17 protein-coding genes and 1 pseudogene are annotated in these 23,000 nt (G+C 47.7%); 9 read left to right on the top strand and 9 right to left on the bottom strand.

Annotated elements, in window-relative coordinates; translation table 11 throughout:
• Positions 1-113: 113 nt before the first annotated feature.
• Positions 114-905, top strand: a complete 792-nt coding sequence (locus QFW87_RS21795) for a hypothetical protein (protein ID WP_283188859.1) — start codon at positions 114-116, stop codon at positions 903-905.
• Positions 906-1,101: 196 nt separating this feature from the next.
• Complete coding sequence (locus QFW87_RS21790; RefSeq protein WP_283188858.1) at positions 1,102-2,079, top strand: GIY-YIG nuclease family protein; 978 nt, start codon at positions 1,102-1,104, stop codon at positions 2,077-2,079.
• Between the two features lie 620 nt (positions 2,080-2,699).
• Here QFW87_RS21790 and QFW87_RS21785 read toward each other — a convergent pair.
• Both QFW87_RS21785 and QFW87_RS21780 read right to left on the bottom strand, forming a co-directional pair.
• Positions 2,700-4,427 (bottom strand): hypothetical protein, encoded by a 1,728-nt coding sequence (locus QFW87_RS21785; protein WP_283188857.1) that lies wholly within the window; start codon positions 4,425-4,427, stop codon positions 2,700-2,702.
• Positions 4,424-6,154 carry a hypothetical protein gene (locus tag QFW87_RS21780; RefSeq protein WP_283188856.1) on the bottom strand — a complete coding sequence of 577 codons (1,731 nt, stop codon included), beginning with the start codon at positions 6,152-6,154 and terminating at the stop codon, positions 4,424-4,426. The genes QFW87_RS21785 and QFW87_RS21780 overlap by 4 nt, the downstream gene beginning before the upstream one ends.
• A gap of 511 nt (positions 6,155-6,665) precedes the next feature.
• Between QFW87_RS21780 and QFW87_RS21775 the strand changes: the two genes are divergently transcribed.
• Both QFW87_RS21775 and QFW87_RS21770 read left to right on the top strand, forming a co-directional pair.
• A complete protein-coding gene (locus tag QFW87_RS21775; protein WP_283188855.1) occupies positions 6,666-7,130 on the top strand; it encodes a DUF1254 domain-containing protein in 465 nt (154 codons plus the stop codon).
• A gap of 142 nt (positions 7,131-7,272) precedes the next feature.
• A complete protein-coding gene (locus QFW87_RS21770; RefSeq protein WP_283188854.1) occupies positions 7,273-7,488 on the top strand; it encodes a DUF1214 domain-containing protein in 216 nt (71 codons plus the stop codon).
• Positions 7,489-7,672: 184 nt separating this feature from the next.
• Here the strand turns inward: QFW87_RS21770 and QFW87_RS21765 are convergent, their stop codons facing one another.
• Together QFW87_RS21765 and QFW87_RS21760 are read right to left on the bottom strand one after the other, a co-directional pair.
• Entirely contained in the window at positions 7,673-8,536 is an 864-nt protein-coding gene (locus QFW87_RS21765) for a hypothetical protein (RefSeq protein WP_283188853.1), read from the bottom strand.
• 1,626 nt (positions 8,537-10,162) lie between these two features.
• Positions 10,163-11,500 carry a DUF4041 domain-containing protein gene (locus QFW87_RS21760; protein ID WP_283188852.1) on the bottom strand — a complete coding sequence of 446 codons (1,338 nt, stop codon included), beginning with the start codon at positions 11,498-11,500 and terminating at the stop codon, positions 10,163-10,165.
• 655 nt (positions 11,501-12,155) lie between these two features.
• On the opposite strand from QFW87_RS21760, the gene QFW87_RS21755 reads away from it, so the two are divergent.
• Positions 12,156-12,965, top strand: a complete 810-nt coding sequence (locus tag QFW87_RS21755; protein WP_283188851.1) for a hypothetical protein — start codon at positions 12,156-12,158, stop codon at positions 12,963-12,965.
• A 136-nt stretch (positions 12,966-13,101) separates the two neighbouring features.
• On the opposite strand, the gene QFW87_RS21750 is transcribed toward QFW87_RS21755, so the two are convergent.
• The 3 genes from QFW87_RS21750 to QFW87_RS21740 form a co-directional block, all read right to left on the bottom strand.
• Positions 13,102-14,079: a hypothetical protein gene (locus QFW87_RS21750; protein ID WP_283188850.1), complete on the bottom strand. Its 978-nt coding sequence runs from the start codon at positions 14,077-14,079 to the stop codon at positions 13,102-13,104.
• Between the two features lie 109 nt (positions 14,080-14,188).
• Entirely contained in the window at positions 14,189-16,102 is a 1,914-nt protein-coding gene (locus QFW87_RS21745) for an AAA family ATPase (protein WP_283188849.1), read from the bottom strand.
• Between the two features lie 295 nt (positions 16,103-16,397).
• Entirely contained in the window at positions 16,398-16,622 is a 225-nt protein-coding gene (locus QFW87_RS21740; protein ID WP_283188848.1) for a hypothetical protein, read from the bottom strand.
• Between the two features lie 81 nt (positions 16,623-16,703).
• Between QFW87_RS21740 and QFW87_RS21735 the strand changes: the two are divergent.
• Positions 16,704-16,859, top strand: a pseudogene (locus tag QFW87_RS21735) (NADPH:quinone oxidoreductase); the annotation flags it as partial.
• A gap of 55 nt (positions 16,860-16,914) precedes the next feature.
• Positions 16,915-17,283 (top strand): antibiotic biosynthesis monooxygenase, encoded by a 369-nt coding sequence (locus QFW87_RS21730; RefSeq protein ID WP_283188847.1) that lies wholly within the window; start codon positions 16,915-16,917, stop codon positions 17,281-17,283.
• 212 nt (positions 17,284-17,495) lie between these two features.
• Here QFW87_RS21730 and QFW87_RS21725 read toward each other — a convergent pair whose 3' ends face one another.
• Complete coding sequence (locus QFW87_RS21725) at positions 17,496-17,645, bottom strand: type II toxin-antitoxin system prevent-host-death family antitoxin (RefSeq protein WP_283188846.1); 150 nt, start codon at positions 17,643-17,645, stop codon at positions 17,496-17,498.
• Between the two features lie 262 nt (positions 17,646-17,907).
• Complete coding sequence (locus QFW87_RS21720; protein ID WP_283188845.1) at positions 17,908-18,522, bottom strand: hypothetical protein; 615 nt, start codon at positions 18,520-18,522, stop codon at positions 17,908-17,910.
• 385 nt (positions 18,523-18,907) lie between these two features.
• On the opposite strand from QFW87_RS21720, the gene QFW87_RS21715 reads away from it, so the two are divergent.
• Together QFW87_RS21715 and QFW87_RS21710 are read left to right on the top strand one after the other, a co-directional pair.
• A complete protein-coding gene (locus tag QFW87_RS21715) occupies positions 18,908-19,720 on the top strand; it encodes a Hachiman antiphage defense system protein HamA (RefSeq protein WP_283188844.1) in 813 nt (270 codons plus the stop codon).
• Positions 19,710-22,820: a DEAD/DEAH box helicase gene (locus tag QFW87_RS21710; protein WP_283188843.1), complete on the top strand. Its 3,111-nt coding sequence runs from the start codon at positions 19,710-19,712 to the stop codon at positions 22,818-22,820. The genes QFW87_RS21715 and QFW87_RS21710 overlap by 11 nt, the downstream gene beginning before the upstream one ends.
• The last annotated feature ends 180 nt before the right edge of the window (positions 22,821-23,000 follow it).

The following is a 23,000-nucleotide window of genomic DNA, read 5'->3' as shown; positions in this document are numbered from 1 at the left end:
AGGCTGATTGCATCGATTGAGTACCTCAAGACATTTTCTCTACTGCCGATACAAACGATGAATAACGACCCCGTAACCTGAATCCAAAAAAAACGCCTAGGGAAAGACGCTTAATGAAAAATTTAGTTGTGGCTGCATTTTTTGTATCACTGTCCATATCCGCCCACTCTAGCGCTGAAGAACAGTACGACATTAAATGTACCTTGGATAGTGGAGAGGTAATGACGCTCAGCCACAGCAATAGTACTGCTTATATAGAGTTTTTGGCGGCGAACGACGATCCGGATGATGGCGGGAGCGTGGTTAAACTGGATATCCCGTCCGGTGGAGCACAGCAATTTTTGAATAATGTTGGCGGAGTTAGTAAGTCCTTCGTTCTCCGAGGAACTGATGACGACATTGAGGGTGCCGTTGCGGTTGGTTATGAAAATCATGACGGAAAGGTGGGCGCGTATTTTAGCTCCATGGACACCATGGGAAAGGAAACCGCAAGACATACCTGTAAGCCCGAGACAATACAGGCAGCTAAAACATTATTAGTAAGTGGTATCGGTATCAAGGTGCCGGGCCAGAAAGATGAGTCTGGTGGTGCTGGCAGCAGGACAGCGAGCGCCGCCACAGATACTCCCTTCAAAATAAGCATTGGCGAGAAAATGTTCAAATATGGAACTGTTCAGACTCCTTACAGAACAGTAAACATCGTAAGCACATCAGATGATCTAACGATCAATAGCGTTATAGTTAATCGAAATCAATGCTCAGAAAGCGTGGGGAATCCGAAGAAGGCAGTGAAGGTGCCTTTCGGTTCGACTATTACGTATGACTATAATATTCAATATAAGCGCTGCGATGTAGTTGAGGTTGTAGTTAAAACGAATAAAAATGACTGGACCTTCCGGCCTTAAGGGATTTGCTACTCTAAAGTAATTGGCCATATTATTTTTCTGCCACGGTTTGCGTGGCAGGATTTAAAAAGGGTTGTCTAAGTGGGAATGATTTATATCTGCGTAATTGTCCGCTGTTTTGGCCTATTCCATCAATCTATGCTCATAGCCGAAAGCGGCCGTTTAGGCCCGTTGGTTTAATCATAAGGATCGACACTTGGCGTCCCACGTTTACATTCTGTTAGACCTGAAACACCCTCGATTCAAAATCGGCAAAGCGAACAACATCCTCGCTAGGGCGCGGAGTTTTCAGTGGCAGTCGATTGATTTTCCACAATCGCTTGGCCTTCGCCTGGCATCTGAAGCTGATGCATACACCCTAGAAAAAATCCTACACCGCACATTTCGCTTTGCTAGCGTGGATCCTCTTGAGGTGGTCGCCAGCGGTGGGAGCGCAGATGGTGCAAGCGAATGGTTCAGCGTCAGTTGCTGGCCGCGGTTGCTGCGATACCTTGAGGATAACCAAGACCTTCATCCACACGAGACAGTCAGTGGTGGTGAGCTAGCTGCGCTGCTCGAAAGGCAACTTCAGCCTTCGCAAGCTGTTATTGCTCGTGAGCAGCTCAAGAAGGAAAAGGAGGCACGCCGTGTTGAGCGCGAGCTGGCACGTATAGCCTACCGACGCGCGCAGTTGGAAGGCCTCCGAGCCAGCCTGGAGATAGTTCAGCCGAAGGTAGCTCAAGAACTGGAGCGCCTTAAACTGAACGGCAACATCATCGGAGTCTGCGACACAAGCATGGGATCGTACTTGGTGCTTGCCGATGCAATGCCACTGCCATCAGGCGCTTCGCTGTGGGTGGTTGCGCCACTATCTACGCACTACGACTACCCAGGTGGTGGCGGTTCGATAATGAGTAGCTACAGCCAAATAACTTGCCCTGAGGGGACGATCTCAAAAGTGGGATTGCCCCGTGCGTACCTTTTTGACGATTCAGCCTCGGAGGAGGATGAAATCATCCTTGAGGTATTCCGGGATGAATTCGGCTGGCTCAAACAGCTTCAAAGCATTCCTGAAGAGTGGATCAGCGTAATTTTTCCTCCGGGCTGGCTCTTCTCCCCATCATCTGATGGTCCAGAGCACGAGTTTGCGATAAAGAAAGTAATGAATGCCCTGTCAACGTCTGGTTATCGCTAAAGCAGTCATTCGTATGTGGTTCGATCAAGCATGTAGTTCCCCGGTCAGAATGCTTCACACTTCGGAGGGAGGGTTTGATATACACACGCAGCAGTATTCAAAAGCACATAGCTCAGACGGGTGAGAAGGTCAGCAGGTGGCGCACCTGGGCAGAGGCAAAGGAGAGGCAGGCAACGCCTTTGCTACGAGAAAGTCTTCCTTCTGGATATTCAAATTGGTTTGCTGTGGTGAAGGATCAGTCGATCTGGTGGGTCTACACCGACACATCTGACGGTGGTGTCTGGAGCAGCGAGGGGATGGCTGTTACTGGCTACAGAATCGCCTACGATGAATTTCTTGCACAGAAAATCTATGAACTCTTTAACGAGCGCCTAAGGAGAGAAGGCGGCTAGTGAGGATTATTTACATGAGTTTGGTTCTGGTAGGGGTTAACGCGTATTGGTGAGGGGCGCTTGAAGTCGGTGTGAAATGCTCAAAGTGATGCTGGTCCTGACACAGGCTGATTCCGAGGCTTGCATAAGGAATTTGAGGCGACAGGAATAAGCTGCGCCACGGAGCCGTCCTCATGGCACTCTAAATCAGAACCGACATGGGCCGCTTTTGGGGGCGCCGATACTTTTTCAAACTGGTGGCAGTTCGTTTTTTAACTGGACATACATACCGCTAAAAAAATGCAAAGGCACAGGGTATCTATAATGTCGACAAGCGATAACGATAAGTGGCCAGTGTTGTAATTCTACGGCGCTTAGCGAATTGAAGCTCTTAGACTCGTCACATTCCTTGAATATCATATCTAGGAATCCCCAAATCCCACCATCAGTTTCCATGGAAACATGTGAAAGCGTGGCACCATGACTTGAATTGTTATCATAGAAATTTTCTTCCGAGGAGGCATCTGGGAACCAAAATTGGAAGTTGCAATGTTTCAGAAATTCTTTCTTAATGTAGCGAATCTTGTTATAGCCTTCTTCATCGCCCATCAACGCTACCAAGAGTGCCAGATAAGGATAAAGTATTGACCCAGCCGTAACCTCTTCAAAGTAGCTCTCGCCTTTCTGAGGGTGCTCGATCAGCTTGTAATACTCGCCCAAATTGCAGGGATATTTGTTTTTTATCGCAAGCTGGTACTCCGCAGCATTAATCACTTGGTTCAACCAATCATCAACGGCAATATCGATCCCGAAATCAAAAGATAAAAACCAAGCTGCCAAAATGATATCAATTCCTTGATCGTCTTTGCACGGCGTTTTCAATACTGGGTTGTTTACAATCATCCCGGCCATGGATGATTGTAAATACCTAATAGATTTAACTACTGACAGTCCTAGCTCAGAAGAGCGATCCTCTTCCGTTAGTTTTTCAAAAGCCCATATGTTCCACATTCCTAAAGTTGCCAATCGGCCAAGCACATCAAACATCTTTAGGTTTACGTCCGTCGAACACGAAGAAAAAACAGCAGTAGACAGTGCGTGAAGATTATTTGTGTGAGGTAGTATTGATGTTGACATGTAATGAGTTGTAATCTGTATGTGCAGTTGTTGAATGGCAGCAAACGTATTCTGGATCGATACATGCAATTTGTTCGTGCCTGTCAACAGCTTCTTACTCCTCTCCCAGGAGTGCAAAACACAAAGCTCACTTGCAACATAAGAACTCTCTACGTTATTTTGGTCGCGCGACCAAGTAAATAGGATCCAGAGGCAAAGATAAACTTGACGCAGTGATGTCAATAGTTCTTCTGTTGATGAAGTTTTATCGGAAAGTAATAAGTGCACTAATTGCTTGAAGTTTAAGTACGATGCATCAGGCTCGTCAAGTATTGCAATTGATTTTCGAAGCAACTGTCGGCAGTGCTCCGGCAATAGATCCTCCCGTAAAAAATAGCGTTCTATCAAATTTGCCAGCTTCTCGCCATTCCACTCGCCAAAACTTACATTGCCTCTAGTATTGTTATTAATATAGCTGCTCACATCCAATCTGACTGTTTCTTTTATATTTCCACCGAAACAAAGACATATCTCAATTGGCTTGTTTCGATAAGGGGCAGGTAAATGAGAGCCAATGTATATATCAATAATCGAGTTCAATGAGGGCCTCAGAGACTGGGGGGATGCCCCATCCCAATCAGTTCTGCCTAGATCACCGGATTTCACAGAAAAAAGATAGACCGTTTCAGGTCCTCCATCAATACTCCCGATCGCTGCTACGTCGACTCCATACTGACGACCGCCAACTGCCGGTTTAGAAAATACATCAAGCCCCATCTGCGATAACAGGTCAGGCAGCAATGCATCTAATTCATCACGTTCTCTCAGACCAGCCAAATACTCTCTAATTATTAACTTCATAGCCTAATCCCACCAACTTTAAAAGCGCGGAGCATATATTCCAGTCCTTGAGAATCTATGTTGTCAAGTGTAGGAAACTCTATTGAGGTGCTGACACTGTGCATGGGACTTTCTTGGCGAGTCTTTTCGCCATCCGGACCGTGATATACATAATGGATAGAGCTATTTCCATACAGGATCACTGATGGCTTACCCATGAGAGCTGTCATTAGAGAATCCTTTTTAGCCGACTTAAAGGATTCCGCCATCTGTCGACTGAACTGACGTTGATAAGCCTGTCGCTGAGATTGAGGTGGCTCTAGTTCTTTCACGCCAGAAACGGACTGAAGGCCACTGTGATATGACTCCAATCTAGCCAATAGCCGGTCGATCATTTGACTTGTTTCTTGGGGCAGCTCACTACGGGCAGACTCTAAATACCTACCAACGCTTCCGCTATAACTAATCAGCAAGGGATTAAAAAGAATTTCCTCTATCTCATTTTGCTCAGCGTCGGAGGCGGATTCGATCGTCGAAACTATAAGACTGGCAGCGCTTACCTGGCTCGCAAACAACCAGCCACACGCTCTCATAGCCAACAACAAACTAGCGTTGGGCGGAGTTTTATTTAACAAATTCAGATCCGCAGACAACATTATATTTGATCCGCGACTTTCTGATACTAACTTGCCGGCAGACGAACAAAGTTTGTTTTTACCAGACAATAGCCAGCGAGTGATTATTTGCTGACGCAAATTGGCATTTTCAGCTTTTTCAAGGCACCACATCAAATGATCGAAGTCGGACACGGATAAATCAGCAGAATTTCGTTCCAGCAAATACTCGATGAGGCCAAGAGTTTCTAACGTGTTGCCTCCGACTAAAAAGGCTTCTAGTCCCAGATCAAGGAATTTGATTGCCTCTTTATCGACTGGGGAGATTTCTCTAAATTTCTCTAGTAAAACCGAAACGATAGATTCAGGTATATTAAATTTTTCCATCATGAATAATCGAGCGGCGGTACGAATGACTAGATCATTTTGGTGTTCAAGAATTTTGTTAACTAGCTCCAAGCGTTCTTCTACAAAAATTGACCCTGCACTGTTTAGAGCAAATACTGTGGTTAGGGCCGCTGAGAAGAATAGTTCGTCGTATTTATGTATTCCGACACTTATTGAGTCCAATGTAGCTCTCGATCGGATTACATCCTTCCCATATTGAAATCGAGAAAGGGCGTGCATTGCTGAAACTCGTAAGCGTGGTTCTTTCGAGGCAATTAACTCAAAAGCCTTAAGCTGAAATGTTTCAAAATCAAATTTAGAGCCGGCTATTAAAATTGCGGATAGCAGGTTGGTCTCAGGATATACATCTTTCGCTAATTGAAAAGCCTCATTTAGCCTTGTTGGATCTGACAAGCAAAACTTTTCAAAAGAAGATAAAAGAAGGGAGTCAGCACCGCCCGCGCCCTCAAGCTGTTTTATACGAAACATTACATCAGCCACAGGCGCATCAATCAGCTCTATGACACCGGCCAAAACTTCTACGATTGTATATAGTTTAAAACCAAGTACTTTTTGATCGATTGACGCGTACTCCGCCAAAACATCAATAGAATAAATTTTGTGCAAGTCCGCGATAAGACGAATCAACTCTTCTTTTTGGTTATCTCTCACTGCTAGATCAAAAATACCAGGGAATAGTAGGTGATTGGTAATAGGATCAAGAATCTGGTCAACGTTAATAGTCATACAGTAGGCCTCATGTCCATTGTCCCTAGTTGTACTCGTGTATCGTTACTCCTGAGGGACCTCCTGTGGAAGCTTCAGGATTTGCAGCAAACCCCCCTGCGTGTCCTAGCTGGCACCGTACTCTCAAGACTCATAATCCTCAATCGACGTAATAAAGTTCAGAATGATGTAACCACCCGAAAACAAGAATGGCTTAACGATTTGAACGCTTTCGATGAGATGCGGCTTACCTGTCCGCTGCCTCTAGCGTTGGATGATGAGCGAGTCATTCGTGGAGCGACGAAGAGCTATATCATATGAGGTCAGGCGTACCTCTGGCGAGAAGGGCCAGGTTGGCGGGCGACTGGTAGCGAGGGCAGCTACCCATCGAGACTCTTTAGCTTGCCCGAGCACAGCCCTACAAGATGACTACCCAGATACCCTCGAACCTCATCGCTCACGACACCGTTGAAACGAGGCTTGGAACCTTAAAGTTCACCGATGGCTATCCCGATGGGCAACGGTGCAGAAGGTGTACGACAATCTCGATTTTCAGCGGGGTGTCGATGTATTTCTCAATGCACAATCGGCGCCTTCTTTCCTGATGAACATCCAAGGGATGCGCAGCATTGGCATCGATGATCATACGGACGGTATTTTCGAAGGGCGGGTTGACTCAAAAAAACCTCGCATTAACCTCAACACTCAACACTCAACACTCAACACTCAACACTCAACACTCAACACTCAACACTCAACACTCAACACTCAAACCGTCAGCCTCGCCGCTCAGCCCGATATGCGCAACGGCCCGGTGGTCGTAGTGATTCCGCCTAAAGTCCAAGGATTGGCCGATGACGCTTGGATGCGCTGCATCGTCGATATGGGCATGGTCGGTCCGGACAAGGGGCAACAAACCGCTTTCTACAACACCACGACTGGGGTTACGCCCGCGATGGCACACGATGGTTGGGCCAGGGTTCGCGGTACGCTGTGAATGCCGTGGATGCCAAAGGTGAATTACTGATGGGTGACACCAACCACCGTTTGCATCTGCCGCCGAATATTCCGGCCAAAACGTTCTGGTCAGTCATAATTTACGATCCTCAGACCCGCTCATTGCTGCAAACTGATCAACAGTGCAAGGCATCAGCAGTGAACAGAAAACGGTAAAGGCCAATCCAGATGGCTCGGTCGATGCCTACTTCGCCGCCAAACCGGTCGAAGGAAAAGAAGGCAACTGGATTCAGACGATGCCTGGCAAGGGCTGGTTTGCGTTCCTGAGACTTTACGGGCCTGAACAAGCCTGGCTGGATAAAACTTGGCGGCCGAGTGAAATCACTTTGGCACTATGAGTCTGCCCTGGATCGTTTTGGCTATCGCGACCGACTCTAAAACGACCCAAAGCAGACGCAGACTAACGCCTGAGTTCAACGGAATTTGAGGCGACAGCGTTTTTTTTGGCAGCAAAAATGGGTGGCGGGTCAAATGCCCGCGTTGACGATTATTGGGCGGCCAATACCCCCAGCATCATCATTCTTACTCCAAAAATTCGTCCAAGGGACCCTTGACATTTATCGTTCGAATTTCATAGGTGAAAGTAACTTCGTTTCGATCGTCCCCGCGGTCAAGAGAAAGCACCTGCTCGACTTTCACAATGGCATATACGTTCTCTCTGGGACCACGAAAGATGATGATATTGCCGTCGTTTGCGGTGACAGATTGCTTATCCAGATTGAAATCCATCGCCGAGGGGTCGTCAATTTCGTCTAGCGACTCCGCGTACCGTGCTAAGGCTATGTGGCCAGCCTCCGCATACGCGTGTATCACTCCCGATGCTCCGTGCGACCATTTCGTATCAATGGCAACAGAAGGTTCCCCAATAGTAAAAATGGGAGAGTGCACATAGTCGAAGGTCGCTGACCCGATGGCGTTTCCATTTGATCGATACTGGCTGAGAAACGCGGCATTCATTTCCCGTAGCTCGTTGCGGAGGTCCGTAGGAAAATCGCGCAACGAGATACCAGCATCTCGCAGCATCTTCCAGCCCTCTCTAAAAATTTTGGGATTGGGGTCGTAAAGGCCGATGTAGACAGTACCTACACCCTGATCGATCAATCGCTGAGCGCACGCAATCTTTGGAGCGTTTCTCCGGCTGCATGGCTCAAGAGTTGTGTAAACCACGGCGCCTACAAGGTCTTTTCCTCCGGCAGATTCAATGGCGCATTTTTCTGCATGATTTCCGGCGGCGCACTGACCTCGAAAGGCGGACGCCACCTCGGTACCATTCTTGACAATTACCGCCGCTACTGCTGGCGGAGGGTCGACACGGCCTTGCTCCGAAATTGACTGAGCTGCAAGATCAACTGCCTTTCTCATCCACTTGTAATGCTCGTCCGTCATTTGACACCGATCCTTAATTTTTTTGCGCGCAACGCTTGGTTAAGGGGCGGGCTATAGACCGTCCCTGGTGAGGAAAATGACCGATTAAAACTAGTTTGTAGCAGTCCAATGGTTTTTAGCTGGGCTAGATAATTTCGTAATTTAGGTGTTCTGGGTTGTCACCAACGTTCTAGGCAGCTTACATGAACATGGTCCCCTTTTTTACCTTCTGCTGCCTGTAGCGACGGTTAGAAATCGTCCTGTCACAGATGCTCGCAAAAGGCCAAAATAAAGCCAACTGCTATTTCATCGAACGCAGGTGGAGCTGTCATGAGAGAGCCTCGTCAAGCGTCAACCTGTACAAACCCACGGGGGTTAATTTGACTGACCCTGTCGATCGCCTACGAAAGAATCGGCCAGCCTTCCTTCATTGAGGTTGGGACAGATACAGGGATTCCGTCCATTTCAGCAACGGCTTAAGGCGTTGCACTATGCGTCCGATCTAGCCTGGGCGAGTGACACGAGGCGTTAGCGTTATTTGGACTTATCCGCGATATCTCCGATGCACATCGCGGCGATGGAATTACCATCAGTGTCCGGTACTCACATTGTCCTAATGTCATTGGTTAAGTTGATATACGTAGCCATACAAAGCGACCCCTCTATGGGGTAGAACACTCGACTCATTTATCTGGAAATTCAGACTAAAGAATCCACTAGGGCTGCCGACAGATGTTTAACGGAAATCTGACAAACCCTCGATATGAACCCGCAACGGAGGCGACATGGCGCAAAGTGAATTCAAGGTTTCATCCCACGACGAGACCCGAGTCAAAAAAACGCGCTGCAAAATACCGTTCACTTTCTAAAATTCGCATATCCCTGATACTTTTAGGAGTTGCGTACTTGGTGTTGTTTACTTTTGTCTTAAACCCTCGGACCACAGACAGAAGCCTGATCAATCGTGAGCAGATACTATTCTTAATGGCCCTAACTGCTTGGCTGATACCGCATGTTGAAATGGTTTGGATTCGATATCTAATAAGTAAAGAGTGCCCTGCGTGTCACAGCACGGCAATTCGATTGACTAGCTCTCAGGAAACAATACATGCCGTTCGGTCGGTGGAAAAAATTGTCGCGAATAAGATGACCGGCGCGAATGAGTCTAGGCAGGTTTCAGTAACAGACCATGAAGTAACTGAGGGCTTCATTTGTAGACAGTGCTCACACAATTGGAAGAGAAGATCTATTCATAAGGGATGGTAGGATTGTTAGAGTAGTGTCTTAAGCATACTGAACAAAGGGCTTTTCGACCCTGATTTACTTGCACGTCACGCCCTGCGGATTGGCCCACCATCACCACCTGGCTTTTTTCTGCAAGGAAGGTCATGAGGAGGTGGCTCACGGTGTGACGGGCAATTCGAACACGTTTATAGGGGATTATAGAGCGGTTATAGAGACGCATCCTGAGACCTACCTCATCTGCCTCCACAGCCCGGTTAGCGTCTGTATTCACGTCTAAAAGCTGACTATCCCCATAGACTGCGATCGGCCATGCGTGGGCGTTTTCGCTTATATCGCAGGCGTTAAATAGGCCTCTATCAACCCGAGGCCAATCAACAAGCATACGCACTCAATCATTAATTTTTAGCTTTGTGCCGCCATTCGCTCAGATTGCTGGATAGCTGGCTTAGGCAATGCCATGCGCAGGCTTTCGCGATACTGTTCGGCCGGCGCCTCGTGGGTGACCTCGACGACAGCATCGTAGTTTTCTCGAATGACCGACTCGATTTCAGCAATGTCCGCACGGAAGAATTCCTTGCGTCCGTTGACCTTGTTGAGGCGACCTACGGCGAAACGTTCGTGCAATTTTGCTTCCAATGCGGGAGCGTTATTCGAGAAGACCATTGCATGCACGTCAAACCAAAACGGTACCGACGCGTCACCCAGCTCATCAACGCGATCCATGGGCTCCAGGCGGCGGGTCATACCGATCTTGTAAATCCCTTCCCCGAACGCCCCTAGATTGGAGATCACATACACATAGCCGGCTTTGGCATTCTGTTCGCGATAGTCAATGAGTTTTTCTTCGCTCTCCAGTTCGGCTCGGCCCGCTTCAACCTCGGCTAGCTTCGCCAGCAGGGCGGCACGCTCTTCTTCAGATTCTACTTTGTCCAGGCGAGCCTGGAGGTCACGCATGGCGGTCGTAAAGTGTTTGCGCTCTGCGCGAATCTCCTGCTCCAGCTTCTGTTGTTCCCGAAGCTCTTCTCGGGCGCGCTTAGCTTCTTCCTTTTCCTCTTGTTTCTTGATTTGAAACTCGTAAGCAAGGTGCAGCTCATCGAGCTTCAGACACAGGTAAGTGCGCGATATTTCTACGCTCATGATCTTGCCAAGGCGATTGCAGGTTTCGAACGATTTGAGAATTCGTTTCTCGCCCAGTTCGACGTTGTCGAATTTCACGTTGTCCACGCAGGCATCGGCTTCGTTGTTGAACGAGCGAATCACCAGCTTGATCATGTCGTTTACGAGCTTGCGACCTTGGGCCTTACTGTCGTTGACAGTCCAGTCCATATTTCCGGTCGCCGCCTCTCCACTCTTAATCAATGCCTTCTGACGGTCGCGGACACTGTCCAAGCGGGACTTGTATTCTTGGCTGGTGATTAACTTGAACTTGGGTTCATAGAGCGCAAAGCTTTCTAGGAGTAACGTCTCTTCCCACACGAGTATCTGCCCTTGCAAATCAGAGGAGCTTTGCGCTAGCGCTGCCACCTCTCGCTCAGCGCGCTGAGTTTCTAGGCGGACGGCGGCAAGCTTCTCTTTCTCTTGTTCGATCAGCCTCTGAACGTCCAAGACGTCCATGGCGCCGATCTTCGTGGTGAGCGCTTGTAGCTGCGCGTATTGCACTTGAAGTTCCGTAAGCTGTGCTTCCAAACCCTCCGCACGTTGCCGGTGGGCGGGGCCTTTCCAGTAGTCACTAAGGGACATAGGTTCCTTCCTCGTTTCTGAATCGAATCGTTGGTCAGCTCTAAACCAACCTAGACGCCTTATAGCGCAAAGCATACGGTTGGACTGTTTAGTAATCCGATGGCGGCCTTTGTAATGACCATAGCAGTGATGGCACTATAGTATGATCACGACCGCAGGTGGCAGCTCTAATAAGGGGCTATGGGTATGAAAGGTATGTTTTGGGTCATCGTGGTTGTCGTGGTTGCCATTGGCCTCTGGTGGGCGAGGGCTACCGAAAAGGGGAAAGCTGAAGCTCTTGAGGCGTATCGGATATCCCTCGCCAGACTTAAAGCTGACCCTCGAAATGCAGATCTGCGTAAACATACGCTCGCGTTGGGGCGTATCTACTCAAACCTCATGCGCGACAATAAAGGACAAACCGTTTTCGACGAAGTGGCGCTTATGAACGACATCAGCGCAGCTTGCGCTGGTGCATCAGAGGTTCAGGTTAAGAAGCCAGCTATCACAGCTCTCCCGACAATGTCGAAGCGCGCCTGGAGAAGCTCGTGTCCCTCAAAGACTGCAACCTCGTTAACGAGAGCGAGTACGCAGCGCGCCGCAAGGAAATCCTTCAGTCCATCTGAGCCTTGCCAGTCGGCAGAAGCAACCCGCCATCAAGGAGTTAGGGGCTAACATGGAAGAACGGCATCCAGATACTTGTGCGGTAATCATCGATCAAGCAAATAGGCGCATCATTGAGATTCGCAAATCGATGCTCGTGAACCAGATAACACGCGATGCTGACAGGATCGCAAAATCCTTCGATGCGTTGCACGCTGGTGACCTTGAGAAGGTAAGCAGCCAATTTGCGCACTGTTTCGGAGTTCTTACATCGGGGATGCTTAAGGCGACAGAAGAGGGAGATGACCTTCGGATCGCTTGCGGGGAGCTTCTATCAAATTCACTCAACTCAATAGCTGCCGCAGCCTATATGCTTCGTGGCGGATTTGTTTTACAGCCTGGGCCTGTCATTCGTTCCGCCATAGAGTCAATGGCCGTCGCTCTACACCTTATGCAATTTCAAAAAGACCTTACGAAGCATCGAGAGCACAAGTTCGATTCCACACGGGCTATTGCCAGTGCTAAGCGCGTGTTCCCACCATTTGGCCAATTCTATGGTCTTCTCAGTAAAGAGTTTACTCACATAGGTCAGCTTTATAAGCAGTTCACGCCAATCTGCGAGTACACCAGCTCCTACGAGCCGCTAGGCCTGAACCTACAGTTTATAATGTCGGGTGTGTGGATGTGCTATGTGGCGTGTGAACTGGTTTTTTTTGATGTAGTTGCGCAGCCCAGATATTGGAGTGAAGTTCCCTCAGATGCGCAGGATCAGACACCATACTGTTACGATCCATCCGCGAATGAAAAATCTTGGATGGCGGAGTTTTTCGGCATAGACAGCTCTGGTCTTGACGGGGCTGGCGTGATGCACGCTCCGATGTAAGTGGTTTATTACTGAACGTGGGAAAGCTCACTATTGTCTGCGATTCCTGCGTCGTGCCGCAGGAATCACCTTGATTGACAAAATCCAGTAGGGCTTAGGACACGTCTTCGTTACGAATGATCGCGTATTTATATATTTACTTGTTGTTAAGCCAGATGCTTAGGCTTCGCACCTTGCTAACTAGCTGGTGTGGGGATTTAGATTTAGAAACTATCAGTGTGTTTGATGTTCCAAATAAGCGTTTTATTTTTCCTAAAAAACAAGCATGCCAGAAATTAATTAGATTTTTAGCTGCAATATGACTTCCCTTGATGCCATGGCTTGGATCATTATAATGTGGATTCAATATTATATTAAAATTTGAGGAGTTACTAAAAATGCCTTTTTTCTGGCTGTTCAGGAGAAATAATTCGAGATTTTCTATTGACTCCAAATCATATGGCAATATTGTAAGGCCTACGTCTTCCGGAAGCTCGGAAAGTGTGTTGGGGAAAGTTAGTAGTGACGTAACCTGATCGGTATGTGTGTCGCGGATCTCCACTATGTACTTTGTGCGATTGCCTACTATAGTTCCTCGGTGAGCTACCACAAATGGAGTGATAAGTGATACTTCAGGTTTCTGGAAGAAAGCTTCGCGCGCATGCCAATGCTTGATTTTCTTTTTGATGTGAAACTTTCCTGAGCCGGTAGCTAATACAATTTCCTTGCTGATAGAGTCGTCCAATAATGCTCTGGAAATGTTAACAAATATTGCCTTGCTGGTATAGCCGGCGATTAGATCTAGTTCGGAGCGGTAACTTTCAAATGCTTTTAATATGAGAGGGTTGTCTTCATGATTCTGCAACTCTAGATATATATTGTTTCCTATCTTAAGAAAGATAAAGTATATAGTAATGGCTTTATCTTTTCGATTTTCCAATCTTAGTTCTTTGATGTATGGTTGGTCGGTGCGAAAGTCAACTTCCCATCGGTAAGATCCGGCGATATCTATGCCAGACTTCCGTCTGTAGTTACTGTTGGCTACTGCTAGCGCCAGCAATGCTATTACCGTTGTGATGGGCGATGGAATCCAGTTTTTTGGCTCAGCTAACCAGTTCAATAAAATCTCTAGCATTTTTTCTCAATCTCTACTGTGTTTTTCACTTGAAGCAATCCTGGATTTTAATTTCAGTTTTTTGATTTTTGGTTGTCGCTGAATTGCGGGACCTAGAAAATCGCACTAGTCATGATTGGCGAGAGTTGTTTTTTTCGAAATTTAATATCACCGAAAGCCGATCTTTATGTGTGTCGGGAAAGTAAATTTTTCCTGATGCCCTTGTGATTGCCGTGTACAAAAATGCTAGCTGCTTCGACAGTGCTGTTCTTCCGCGCAAATCTGAAAAATAGTAAAGGTCCTCTGAGATTGCCATCCGTTTGAATTCAAAGTTCTTCGCTGTAAATACTGTAGCCACCAGAGTACGCGATGGCACCTCGTGGCTCAATTCGCTACGAGGAGCGTGTTGGTAGAGTTCCATCACCCCATATTTGACCCCAACCGTTTCCAGCCAATGCTCAACTCTGTTGAAAGATTCGTTCCAGCTCATTACTTTGCGCAAATCTTCCCAAGTTCGGAATTGAGAAATTGCATTGTGCTCAGGGCGATCGTTATGTTGAAACAACCCGAGGCATCCATTTAAGAACAATTCAAAGTTTTTCATCCAGTCGACGACCGCGGCCCCTTGCTGCATTTCGCGGTTACGAATCAACCAGTCGAACTGCCCCCACTCGTCAGCGACCAAGATTATTGTGGGCTCAGGAGGGAAGGAGTCAGATGGGTACTCTGCGACTACCGTTTCTTTCGATTTGTCAGCGACAAAGGGTAAAGCACTCGCTTCGGGGAACGCAGCTATTAGCGGATTTACAAAGTCTGCCAGGGCAGGTCCAGCTCTTAGTGAAATAGCCATATCGTTATGGCGAATGGTAGCTTTGTGACGAACGTAGTGACCCTGTAAATTTTGAAATCTGTCACCTAACGATATTACTGTGTGCCCCGATTCATCCAGCAACTGAACCACTGGACCGGTTAGATCCTGCGCTTCATCGACAATGATCGTATCCGCGTATTCAGGTATTGAAAGTCCTGCCAGAGCCACCTGCTTGATTCGGTGATACCCGCGAACGGGAAGCGGCTCCGAGTCGATCTCAAGGCATGTCATTCTCAACCATAGCTTGGCCGCTGCCGCTGCGACTGCCTCTTGCTCAATCGACGATAGCCATTGGATCTGGTTGCGAGGGATGTGTGTTTTTGTAATGTACGGGTCAGGGGATGAGCAAAACTTTGTGAGCACCGCCCAGCACAGCGCCGCGACTTGATAAGCATTGCGCTTACCGATCGAGCCAAGTCCTACCTGCTCCGCGAGCATTGAGTATGGGATTTGGATCCTCGACGCCGCAGTCATTTTACTCTGGAGTTCTCTGTTTCCCCGAGCCAACAACTCAACCGCCAGGTCTTTGAAGGTATTTGTTTTTATTTGATCTTTTGAAAATCTATTTTCTATTGGCTGAAGCTTGGGCCTTGTGTCGGCGAGAAGCATGAATCGTCGTTCTGGCATCAGCTCCAAAATCTCGCCAATAACGAAAGTCTTTCCTGTTCCCGCGTGAGCCTGCGCTTCGATAGAGTCCTCTTGGTTAGCTCGGATGGTATGGATCATACGAAGCTGGTGATCGCTCACCCTTATGATCTTGCCGTTAGGACGCACATGCTCATGGCTTAACGCTCCTACGACAATGTGCTGCCGTTTGGCGTAGTCAAAATCCCATGAGCCGTCATGGCGAACGTATTTGCGACTACCAATTGCTTCTTGGCTCATTAGGCCAATGCCTAATTCTGGTGCGAGCATGAGGCCAGCAGTAAATGCACTTCGATCGAAATGGCTGGTCAACGCCGATTTCAGCAATTCTATGTCCCGAGGCAAAAGGTTGGCGAACGACCGTTCCATCTCCAGCGGAAAGCGCACCGGCAGCCTGGGTAGCTGGTGCAGATACAATATCGCCGCGATTTCGTAGCGCGATAGCAGCGCGATATCCGGACTGTTGCCCCGAGAAAGCGCGGCGCTCAGGTCTTCACTGATCGGTAGATACCAGCTTGGTTTTGTCATCGAATTTGATCATCAAAGGCAAAATATGCTTTGCATAATGCCATGCTTTGGCCATCACCAAGTGTCCTGATGTTCTGTTATCGAATTGCGATTGGTGGTGAGAGCTAAGAGGGGGAGACAGTGCCCGAGTGCTGTGGTCCTTCCCGAAACTTGCCATACCCGGCTCTGCCGTAATTCAGCCAAGGGTTGTGTTTCGTGGAGAGGGAGGGGCCTGCGTTTTTCTATTTGCAAGAAGGCGGTCCAGGGCTGATTGCCAAAGATTACTAGGCAGAGATCGGACCTCGGGGGTAGCAGTTCATCGAGACTCACGGCCAGCAGGCGGTATATTTTCCCAATTGAAGTCAATGCTTTGCTCAGGCGTTTCAGCTAAGAGCGTCATGAGGTCGAGCTTCACTCTGCGCGAAGCTTGTCGGGAATTTTCGGGCGTAGAGATTTCAGGACTGGAGGGGAGGGATATCCCTTTGATCTTCCAGTTTTGCTGTGCAAAACGCTCCATTGCCTTTTCCAATACGGATTGCATCTATAGGACCTCTTTGGTCACGGTTGTATAACGCGACTTTAGGGACAAAGTCCTCGGCAATAACCCCATCGACGGTTCGGACGTCTAGAACTTCAATTCGTAATGAGCATCGTACAGCGGTTACGGCCACATGTTGGCGCCGTCTATTCGCTGGCCGACATTCCGCTCGCCCATGCCCGGCTGGAGAGTCCCAACAACGGTATCCAGGGAAAAATCGCGATTGCAGTCGAGCCATAGGCTCATCGCATAGGTGCGTATTTTTTAACCGTTAAACTCATTTTAAAGGAACGCCATGATTTATGAGATCGCTCTGCTCCCTGTTCACAAAGAACACATTGAAAAGTTCAGACGTGCATTTGCCGAAGTATCTCCTTTGCTCAGCCGCGCAAAGGGTTATGGCGGTCACTTGCTCGCGCAAGGGATTGAAACCCCCCATCTATTTAACCTGATAGTGCGATGGCAATCACTCGAAGATCACACGCCGGGCTTTGAAGAGAGTGAAGACCATCGGATGTTCATGATGGGCTTAGAGGAACATTTTTCGGGGGAACCGAAGGTCTACCATATTGAGGGGGCAGCTTTTGCTACAGGCGAACATGATGAACCGAACAGCGCCGTTGGCATGGGTAATGCTGGTGCTTTAAAAAATTTGTGGCTTTAAAGCAATTGGGCCGTTGTTGGAAATTTGTAATCTAGTTACCGCCCAATTTGTAGTGATTGCGATTTGAACTGACAGTTATAGAGCACACCGCATAAAGTCACTAGCTTCAATGTGTCGGTACGCATGGAGCCTCGTCAATACTGACGCAAGAACCGTTTTTCCTGTACACGTTGGGGTTGAATTAACGAGTATGCATCGGCCTCGATCTACTTTCAGTGTGTTCTGGTCTTCTCCTCGGCGCTTACGAGCCGGCACATTTCCTTGCCATTTTTAGTTAAGACAAAGGTATGACCTTGGACGACCAGTACGATCAGACGACGCAGTCGACGGCGAGCTTGGCTAACACTGAGGGTTGTGGTCATGGCTAATGCACCTCGTAAATTGATCTAGGTCGCGGTCTCATCCATCCTGCACCAGCGCCGGCTCACAAGCACTTGCTTTCGGCTCTTGCTGTCATACACATGAGCCAAAGATCACTGCCGTCAGGTAGCTACAGCGCACCAGCTCCCTCCCGCTTAAGCCGCGCTACCTTCCGTTTTCGCCAACGCGCTTCGTGGTCATGACCGGCAGAGAGCGGCTGAAGCGGACATTCAGAGGTAGAGAACACAGACCTTTTCCATTCTTTCAGACAGAGTCTCGGCGCGGACTACCCAGAGGGAGTTGCTCCAAAACCCAATCAATCTTCGGTCGGTGGAATACGATACCGTCGTTATGGGGAAAGTCTTGGGCCAGATTTGGACATTCATCGAAGTCCCACACTCGAAGCGTTTCGGCACACAACAACCCAAATTCCGTTACTGAACGGATAGAAAGCAACCAAGATATTTCATCGCGTGTGAAGCCAGCGAGTGGAAATTCACGAGCAGCGTCTCGATGTATCGCCCAACCAGCGGGTGCAGACAGGAACAACCAACCATCCCGGGCTTCAGGTTCCGATCTTTGGATCACGTCCGCCATGTGGTCGAAGGAGTTCTTCACCCGCAATGCCAACCAAGCAACAGAGGCAATCAAGTCCTCCTTTTGCTTTCGTATCCGCATCTGTTCGTGCTGATAAGGAATTAGCCAAGCAGCAATAATCGCGGCGATAGAGCCGACAGCCTGAACCCAAGCTGGAGCGTTCGGGCTGTCCCATGGTAAGTAAAGCAAGAGGCAGACGGGGACCACCACTATAGGTGAGAGAAAGAGAGCCTTCACCACGCTTATTCCGGTGAACCTGATGATGATCTCTCTCTCCAGCATGCCTTGCTCCCAACATTCAAAATCAGTGAGCGTGCACGATACCGCTTCGGTCGTCCACGAAAGTCCCCCAGCGGTGGCACGCATCTACGGCTTTGTTTACCCCTGACCAAAACTCGTGTTATTTGCTAAGACACAGAGCTGGATCGAGTCCTGCGGGCAATTGGAAAGCATAGACGCGCACTGTGGACCGATTTATACCGTAGCGTCGTGCCTACATATCGAGTGCTCAGGAGTGAAGCGACGGAAACCGGGTACCTCTCAGCTTCTAGCTAAAAGGGATCTCGTAAGGCATTATCGCTCGGGCGAGGTGGTTTCTCATCAAAGCCAAAATGCTTATTTAAGAAATTGATTGGCCCAATTTGTCTAAGTACACATAGGATGTGAAATGACATTAGCGGTAGCTCATCTTACTTGGCTCAAGCAAATCAATACGTATACTTCAGCGTGTGGTCGGTCTATCCCAGTTTACAAGTTGGAGCATGATGCATTAGATAACAAAGTTATGTCAGTATGGGCGAGGCACTTCAGAAACCACTACTGTCAAGATGAAGAACTTCAGTTTCTTAAAAACCCGTTAAAAACAAATTCCGAGTATTTGCTGACTGAAAAATTTCCACACCAGTCAGTTGCTCCCGGTCCGAGCACGCGAGCAGGTGATTTTGCCGAAATATTGATAGCAGATTATCTCCAATATCTTCGAAGCTATCATGTTCCTCGAACACGGTATGATCGCAAGGGTATAGCCAATGAATCAACCAAAGGCTCTGATGTAATTGCTTTTAAAAAAACACCAGGCGTAATTAGCGATAATGATGAACTGTTGATTTTTGAAGTTAAAGCCAAGGCGAGTGAAAAGTCCAGGCATAATGTGCTTCAGGATGCCATTGATCATTCTGTCAAAGATGAGATGCGCCTAGCAGAATCCTTGAATGCAATGCGACAAAAATTGTTCGATAGAAAAGATTTCGACGGATTGCAAATAGTCGATCGTTTTCAAAGAGAGCCGGACCATCCCTGTAAACGTAGATACGGGGCGGCAGCGGTATATACAGAGTCATCAATGCACGAAACCGTGGTGGCGACTTCTACTACTAGCCAGCACCCAAATTCGGAAAAATTGGAACTGCTTATCATAAGCGGAAGCCAATTGATGGCCCTTATTCACGAGCTTTACCGGAGAGCCGCAGATGAAGCTTGAGGTTAAAGCGCGTGTTATTCTTGACGTGACTCGTGCCAAAGCGAAGCAGTACGAGTTTGGTGTCGAGGAAAAATATCATATTGAACTCCCGCAAGATCCAAAGCGGTTACTTGTATCTACCGTTGGCATTCTTGGTGAGTTAACTGCCCTTGAGTCCAGAGAGGGCGATGATCGACACGACCTCGGTCAATCACTCAAAGAGCAGTTAGTACTAGCAGGGCAGTATTTTGAGTCGATGAGTACGGCAAGGCTGACTCCTGAAATAGACGAATATCTAAGAATTCTAAGCTCCGCATCCTATTATCTTGCAGATATGCCGGGCAGCTCACTAATATTGGCCCGTTCGGTATCAGACACCCCTGAAGACTTAACTAATAGCAAGTTGGAGCGCCTCCTGACTTGGTTGTTGAAGTCGGACGTGAGCAGTAACTTCAGCCTGGCTCCGACTGGCGCCTATAACAATCAGATACGAAGCACTGCCTTAACTTATCGAGCTTTTACTAACTTGGACGCTGATTTGGCCGATGTGGAAGATGAACTTTCAAACATTCGAAGGTTGGTTTACTCCAGCGGAACAGATCGCGAACTATTGCTCGCTGATACCATCGTAGCATTGATTAAAAGGAAGATAGATAACTCCTCCCTTGTATGTCTCCCGAAATACACCGGACTTCAGATAGATCGTTGGAAGCAAACACTTGCAAATGATCGCTTCATGAAAGAGTTCTGGCCAGGGCAGCGCCTCGTTGGAGAGTTAGGAGTATTGAAAGGCGCTTCAGCAGTCATGCAGATGCCTACTAGCGCTGGAAAGACTAAATCAGCGGAACTGATTATTCGAAGCGCCTTCCTTTCAGGACGAGCGAAACTCGCAATTGTAGTGGCCCCATTCCGAGCGCTGTGCCGTGAAATAACTCAGGGGTTCGTGCACACCTTTGAATATGACTCAGTCAACGTCAACGAGCTTAGAGATATCACCAACGTTGATGACGACGAGCAGGAGTTTCTTAAATTTCTCTTGGGCGAAGCTTATAGAGGAAAGCATGACCACACCATAATCGTATCCACACCTGAGAAGTTAGTCTATTTGCTTCGCCATGAGCCATCTCTAGCTGATAAAATCGATCTTCTTATATTCGACGAAGGTCACCAGTTTGACAGCGGTAAACGTGGGGTAACCTACGAACTACTTATCGCTTCCCTTAAAGAGACTATTCCATCAAACGCTCAAAAAGTACTAATCTCTGCCGTTATGTCTAACGCAGAAACTATTGGCGAGTGGCTTAATGGCGAATCTGGTGTAAACATTCAAGGCAGCAACTGGCTCCCATCCATTAAGAGTGTGGCGTTCCTCAGTTGGATCACGGACATGGGGCAACTCAGCTATCTCGGGCGAGATAACAAATACGACAGCGGACTCTATGTTCCGAAAATTATTCAGCAGATAAACCTCGGTCGGCGTGGACGCGAGAAAAAGGATTTTATATTTCCAGTCAGAGAGAAAACCCAAACCATTTCTTGTTACCTAGGTTTAAAACTTTGCCATCAAGGGCCTGTAGCTATTTTCTGTGGTGACAAAAGGTCAATTGTCACTCTTTGCAAAACGGTAGTGAAAGTTTTTGACCGTGGGTTGCCGACTCCAAAGCCCAGCGAAATATCCGACGTGAATGAACTAGCGAAAATCGCGTTTCTGTCAAAACTTCACTTTTCTGATAAGCATATTTTTTCAGAAGCGATCCCCCTAGGAGTTCTGCCGCACAGTTCCGCCGTGCCTAATGGTCTGAAAATTGCTATCGAATGGGCAATGGATAAAAAATGTGCCCACCTTGTCATATGTACTTCAACCCTGGCGCAAGGTGTAAATCTTCCAATTAAATACTTGCTTGTATCAAGCGTGATGCAGGCAGGGCGGCGGATCTCCACGAGAGAGTTTCAAAATTTAATCGGGAGGGCAGGGCGATCTGGGTATCACACAGAGGGAGGGATAATTTTTACCGATCCGAAAATTTACGATGGTCGCCATAGTTGGAAAGGTAAGTTTAAGTGGGACAACACTCTAAAATTGTTAGATTTCAACAATTCGGAGGCTTGCCTAAGTAGCTTAATTGATATTATAAAGCCTTTTACGTTTGAACGAGCCAAGGATGATCTTCTAGAGTTTATTAAAAGGCCTGCCGCTCGGCGAGCTGAATGGTGGCAGTGGGGGCTCGACAGTAATAATGATGTCGTTGACCTCATGAAGGAAATGGATCTAAAAGCACAGACGCTTAATGCAATCGAAAGCTATTTCCTGTCAATGCTCAAGGACGACGACTCTCTTCTTCAGCTGGATACATTCTTAGGTCTGGCCCAAGAAACGCTTGCTTATTACCTCGCTGAAGACGATGAGAAAGAGCGCTTGCTAGCAATATTCGAAATAATTCATGCACGACTACAATCCGTGCCGCCTGATAAATTCCAATATTATGGAAAAACTTTATTAGGTCTCGATCAACTTAGGTTTATTGAGGGCTGGATTGATGAAAATCTATGGGATCTTGAGTTAAGTGAATCACCGCAAGAGTTGCTCGAAGTGTGCTGGCCACTAATCGAAAAATTCGCCATCAGTAAAATTATTTCTAATATACGTCCAGAAAATCATGCTGTAGAAATTGCGAAGCGTTGGTGCAGCGGCGATAGCTATCACAGCCTATTGGCCTATGCGAAAAAAAGCGCCGTCAAGGTGCAGGCAAAAACAAAAATTCGCGCTATCACTCAAGAGCATGTTGTAGATTTCTGCTCTGCCCTTTCCTATGACGGGATGATGCTAGTGGGTGGTTTAGCCGATATAGTCGAAGGTAAATCCATCAACGACCTAATCCTAACTAATGCTAGATCGCTTCAAAATCAGCTAAAAATCGGTCTATCGGACGAATTTCATATGTGGTTGCATGGTCAAGGCTACTCGGATAGAGAAGTATCTAAATACATAGCAGAAAGTCTGAGAAAGGTTATGAGCGGAAACAATATTATTGATCATAAACTACTGAGAAATAATCAAGGACTTCTGGCTGATGCGCTATCTCACCTGCCTACTGTTTTTTCCGAGGTAAAGGTTCGATAAGACTCAACCGTGCTTTCTAGGTGAAAGTGCGCTTTTGGCCGATTTCTGCCTGTGACCAAGGGCGACAACCAACCCATAGCTGCCGGTGGCGACAGACAGCAGCCAATTGTTGCAACTAATCGACCTGCGTCGCGTCCGCCACATTGGCCACCGTGCCCACGCAACGTATGATGTACGCCC

The sequence above is a fragment of the Pseudomonas sp. PMCC200344 genome (genome assembly GCF_030053095.1).
GTDB classification, from domain to species: domain Bacteria; phylum Pseudomonadota; class Gammaproteobacteria; order Pseudomonadales; family Pseudomonadaceae; genus Aquipseudomonas; species Aquipseudomonas svalbardensis.
The sequence above is the reverse complement of the archived record's forward strand: the minus strand, read 5'-3'. Positions and strand labels throughout refer to the sequence as shown.

Coding starts and splice junctions, on each gene's coding strand:
- QFW87_RS21795 (WP_283188859.1), top strand. CDS start 114: ATGAAAAATTTAGTTGTGGCTGCATTTTTTGTATCACTGTCCATATCC.
- QFW87_RS21785 (WP_283188857.1), bottom strand. CDS start 4,427: ATGAAGTTAATAATTAGAGAGTATTTGGCTGGTCTGAGAGAACGTGAT.
- QFW87_RS21780 (WP_283188856.1), bottom strand. CDS start 6,154: ATGACTATTAACGTTGACCAGATTCTTGATCCTATTACCAATCACCTA.
- QFW87_RS21765 (WP_283188853.1), bottom strand. CDS start 8,536: ATGACGGACGAGCATTACAAGTGGATGAGAAAGGCAGTTGATCTTGCA.
- QFW87_RS21760 (WP_283188852.1), bottom strand. CDS start 11,500: ATGTCCCTTAGTGACTACTGGAAAGGCCCCGCCCACCGGCAACGTGCG.
- QFW87_RS21755 (WP_283188851.1), top strand. CDS start 12,156: ATGGAAGAACGGCATCCAGATACTTGTGCGGTAATCATCGATCAAGCA.
- QFW87_RS21750 (WP_283188850.1), bottom strand. CDS start 14,079: ATGCTAGAGATTTTATTGAACTGGTTAGCTGAGCCAAAAAACTGGATT.
- QFW87_RS21745 (WP_283188849.1), bottom strand. CDS start 16,102: ATGACAAAACCAAGCTGGTATCTACCGATCAGTGAAGACCTGAGCGCC.
- QFW87_RS21740 (WP_283188848.1), bottom strand. CDS start 16,622: ATGCAATCCGTATTGGAAAAGGCAATGGAGCGTTTTGCACAGCAAAAC.
- QFW87_RS21730 (WP_283188847.1), top strand. CDS start 16,915: ATGATTTATGAGATCGCTCTGCTCCCTGTTCACAAAGAACACATTGAA.
- QFW87_RS21725 (WP_283188846.1), bottom strand. CDS start 17,645: ATGACCACAACCCTCAGTGTTAGCCAAGCTCGCCGTCGACTGCGTCGT.
- QFW87_RS21720 (WP_283188845.1), bottom strand. CDS start 18,522: ATGCTGGAGAGAGAGATCATCATCAGGTTCACCGGAATAAGCGTGGTG.
- QFW87_RS21715 (WP_283188844.1), top strand. CDS start 18,908: ATGACATTAGCGGTAGCTCATCTTACTTGGCTCAAGCAAATCAATACG.
- QFW87_RS21710 (WP_283188843.1), top strand. CDS start 19,710: ATGAAGCTTGAGGTTAAAGCGCGTGTTATTCTTGACGTGACTCGTGCC.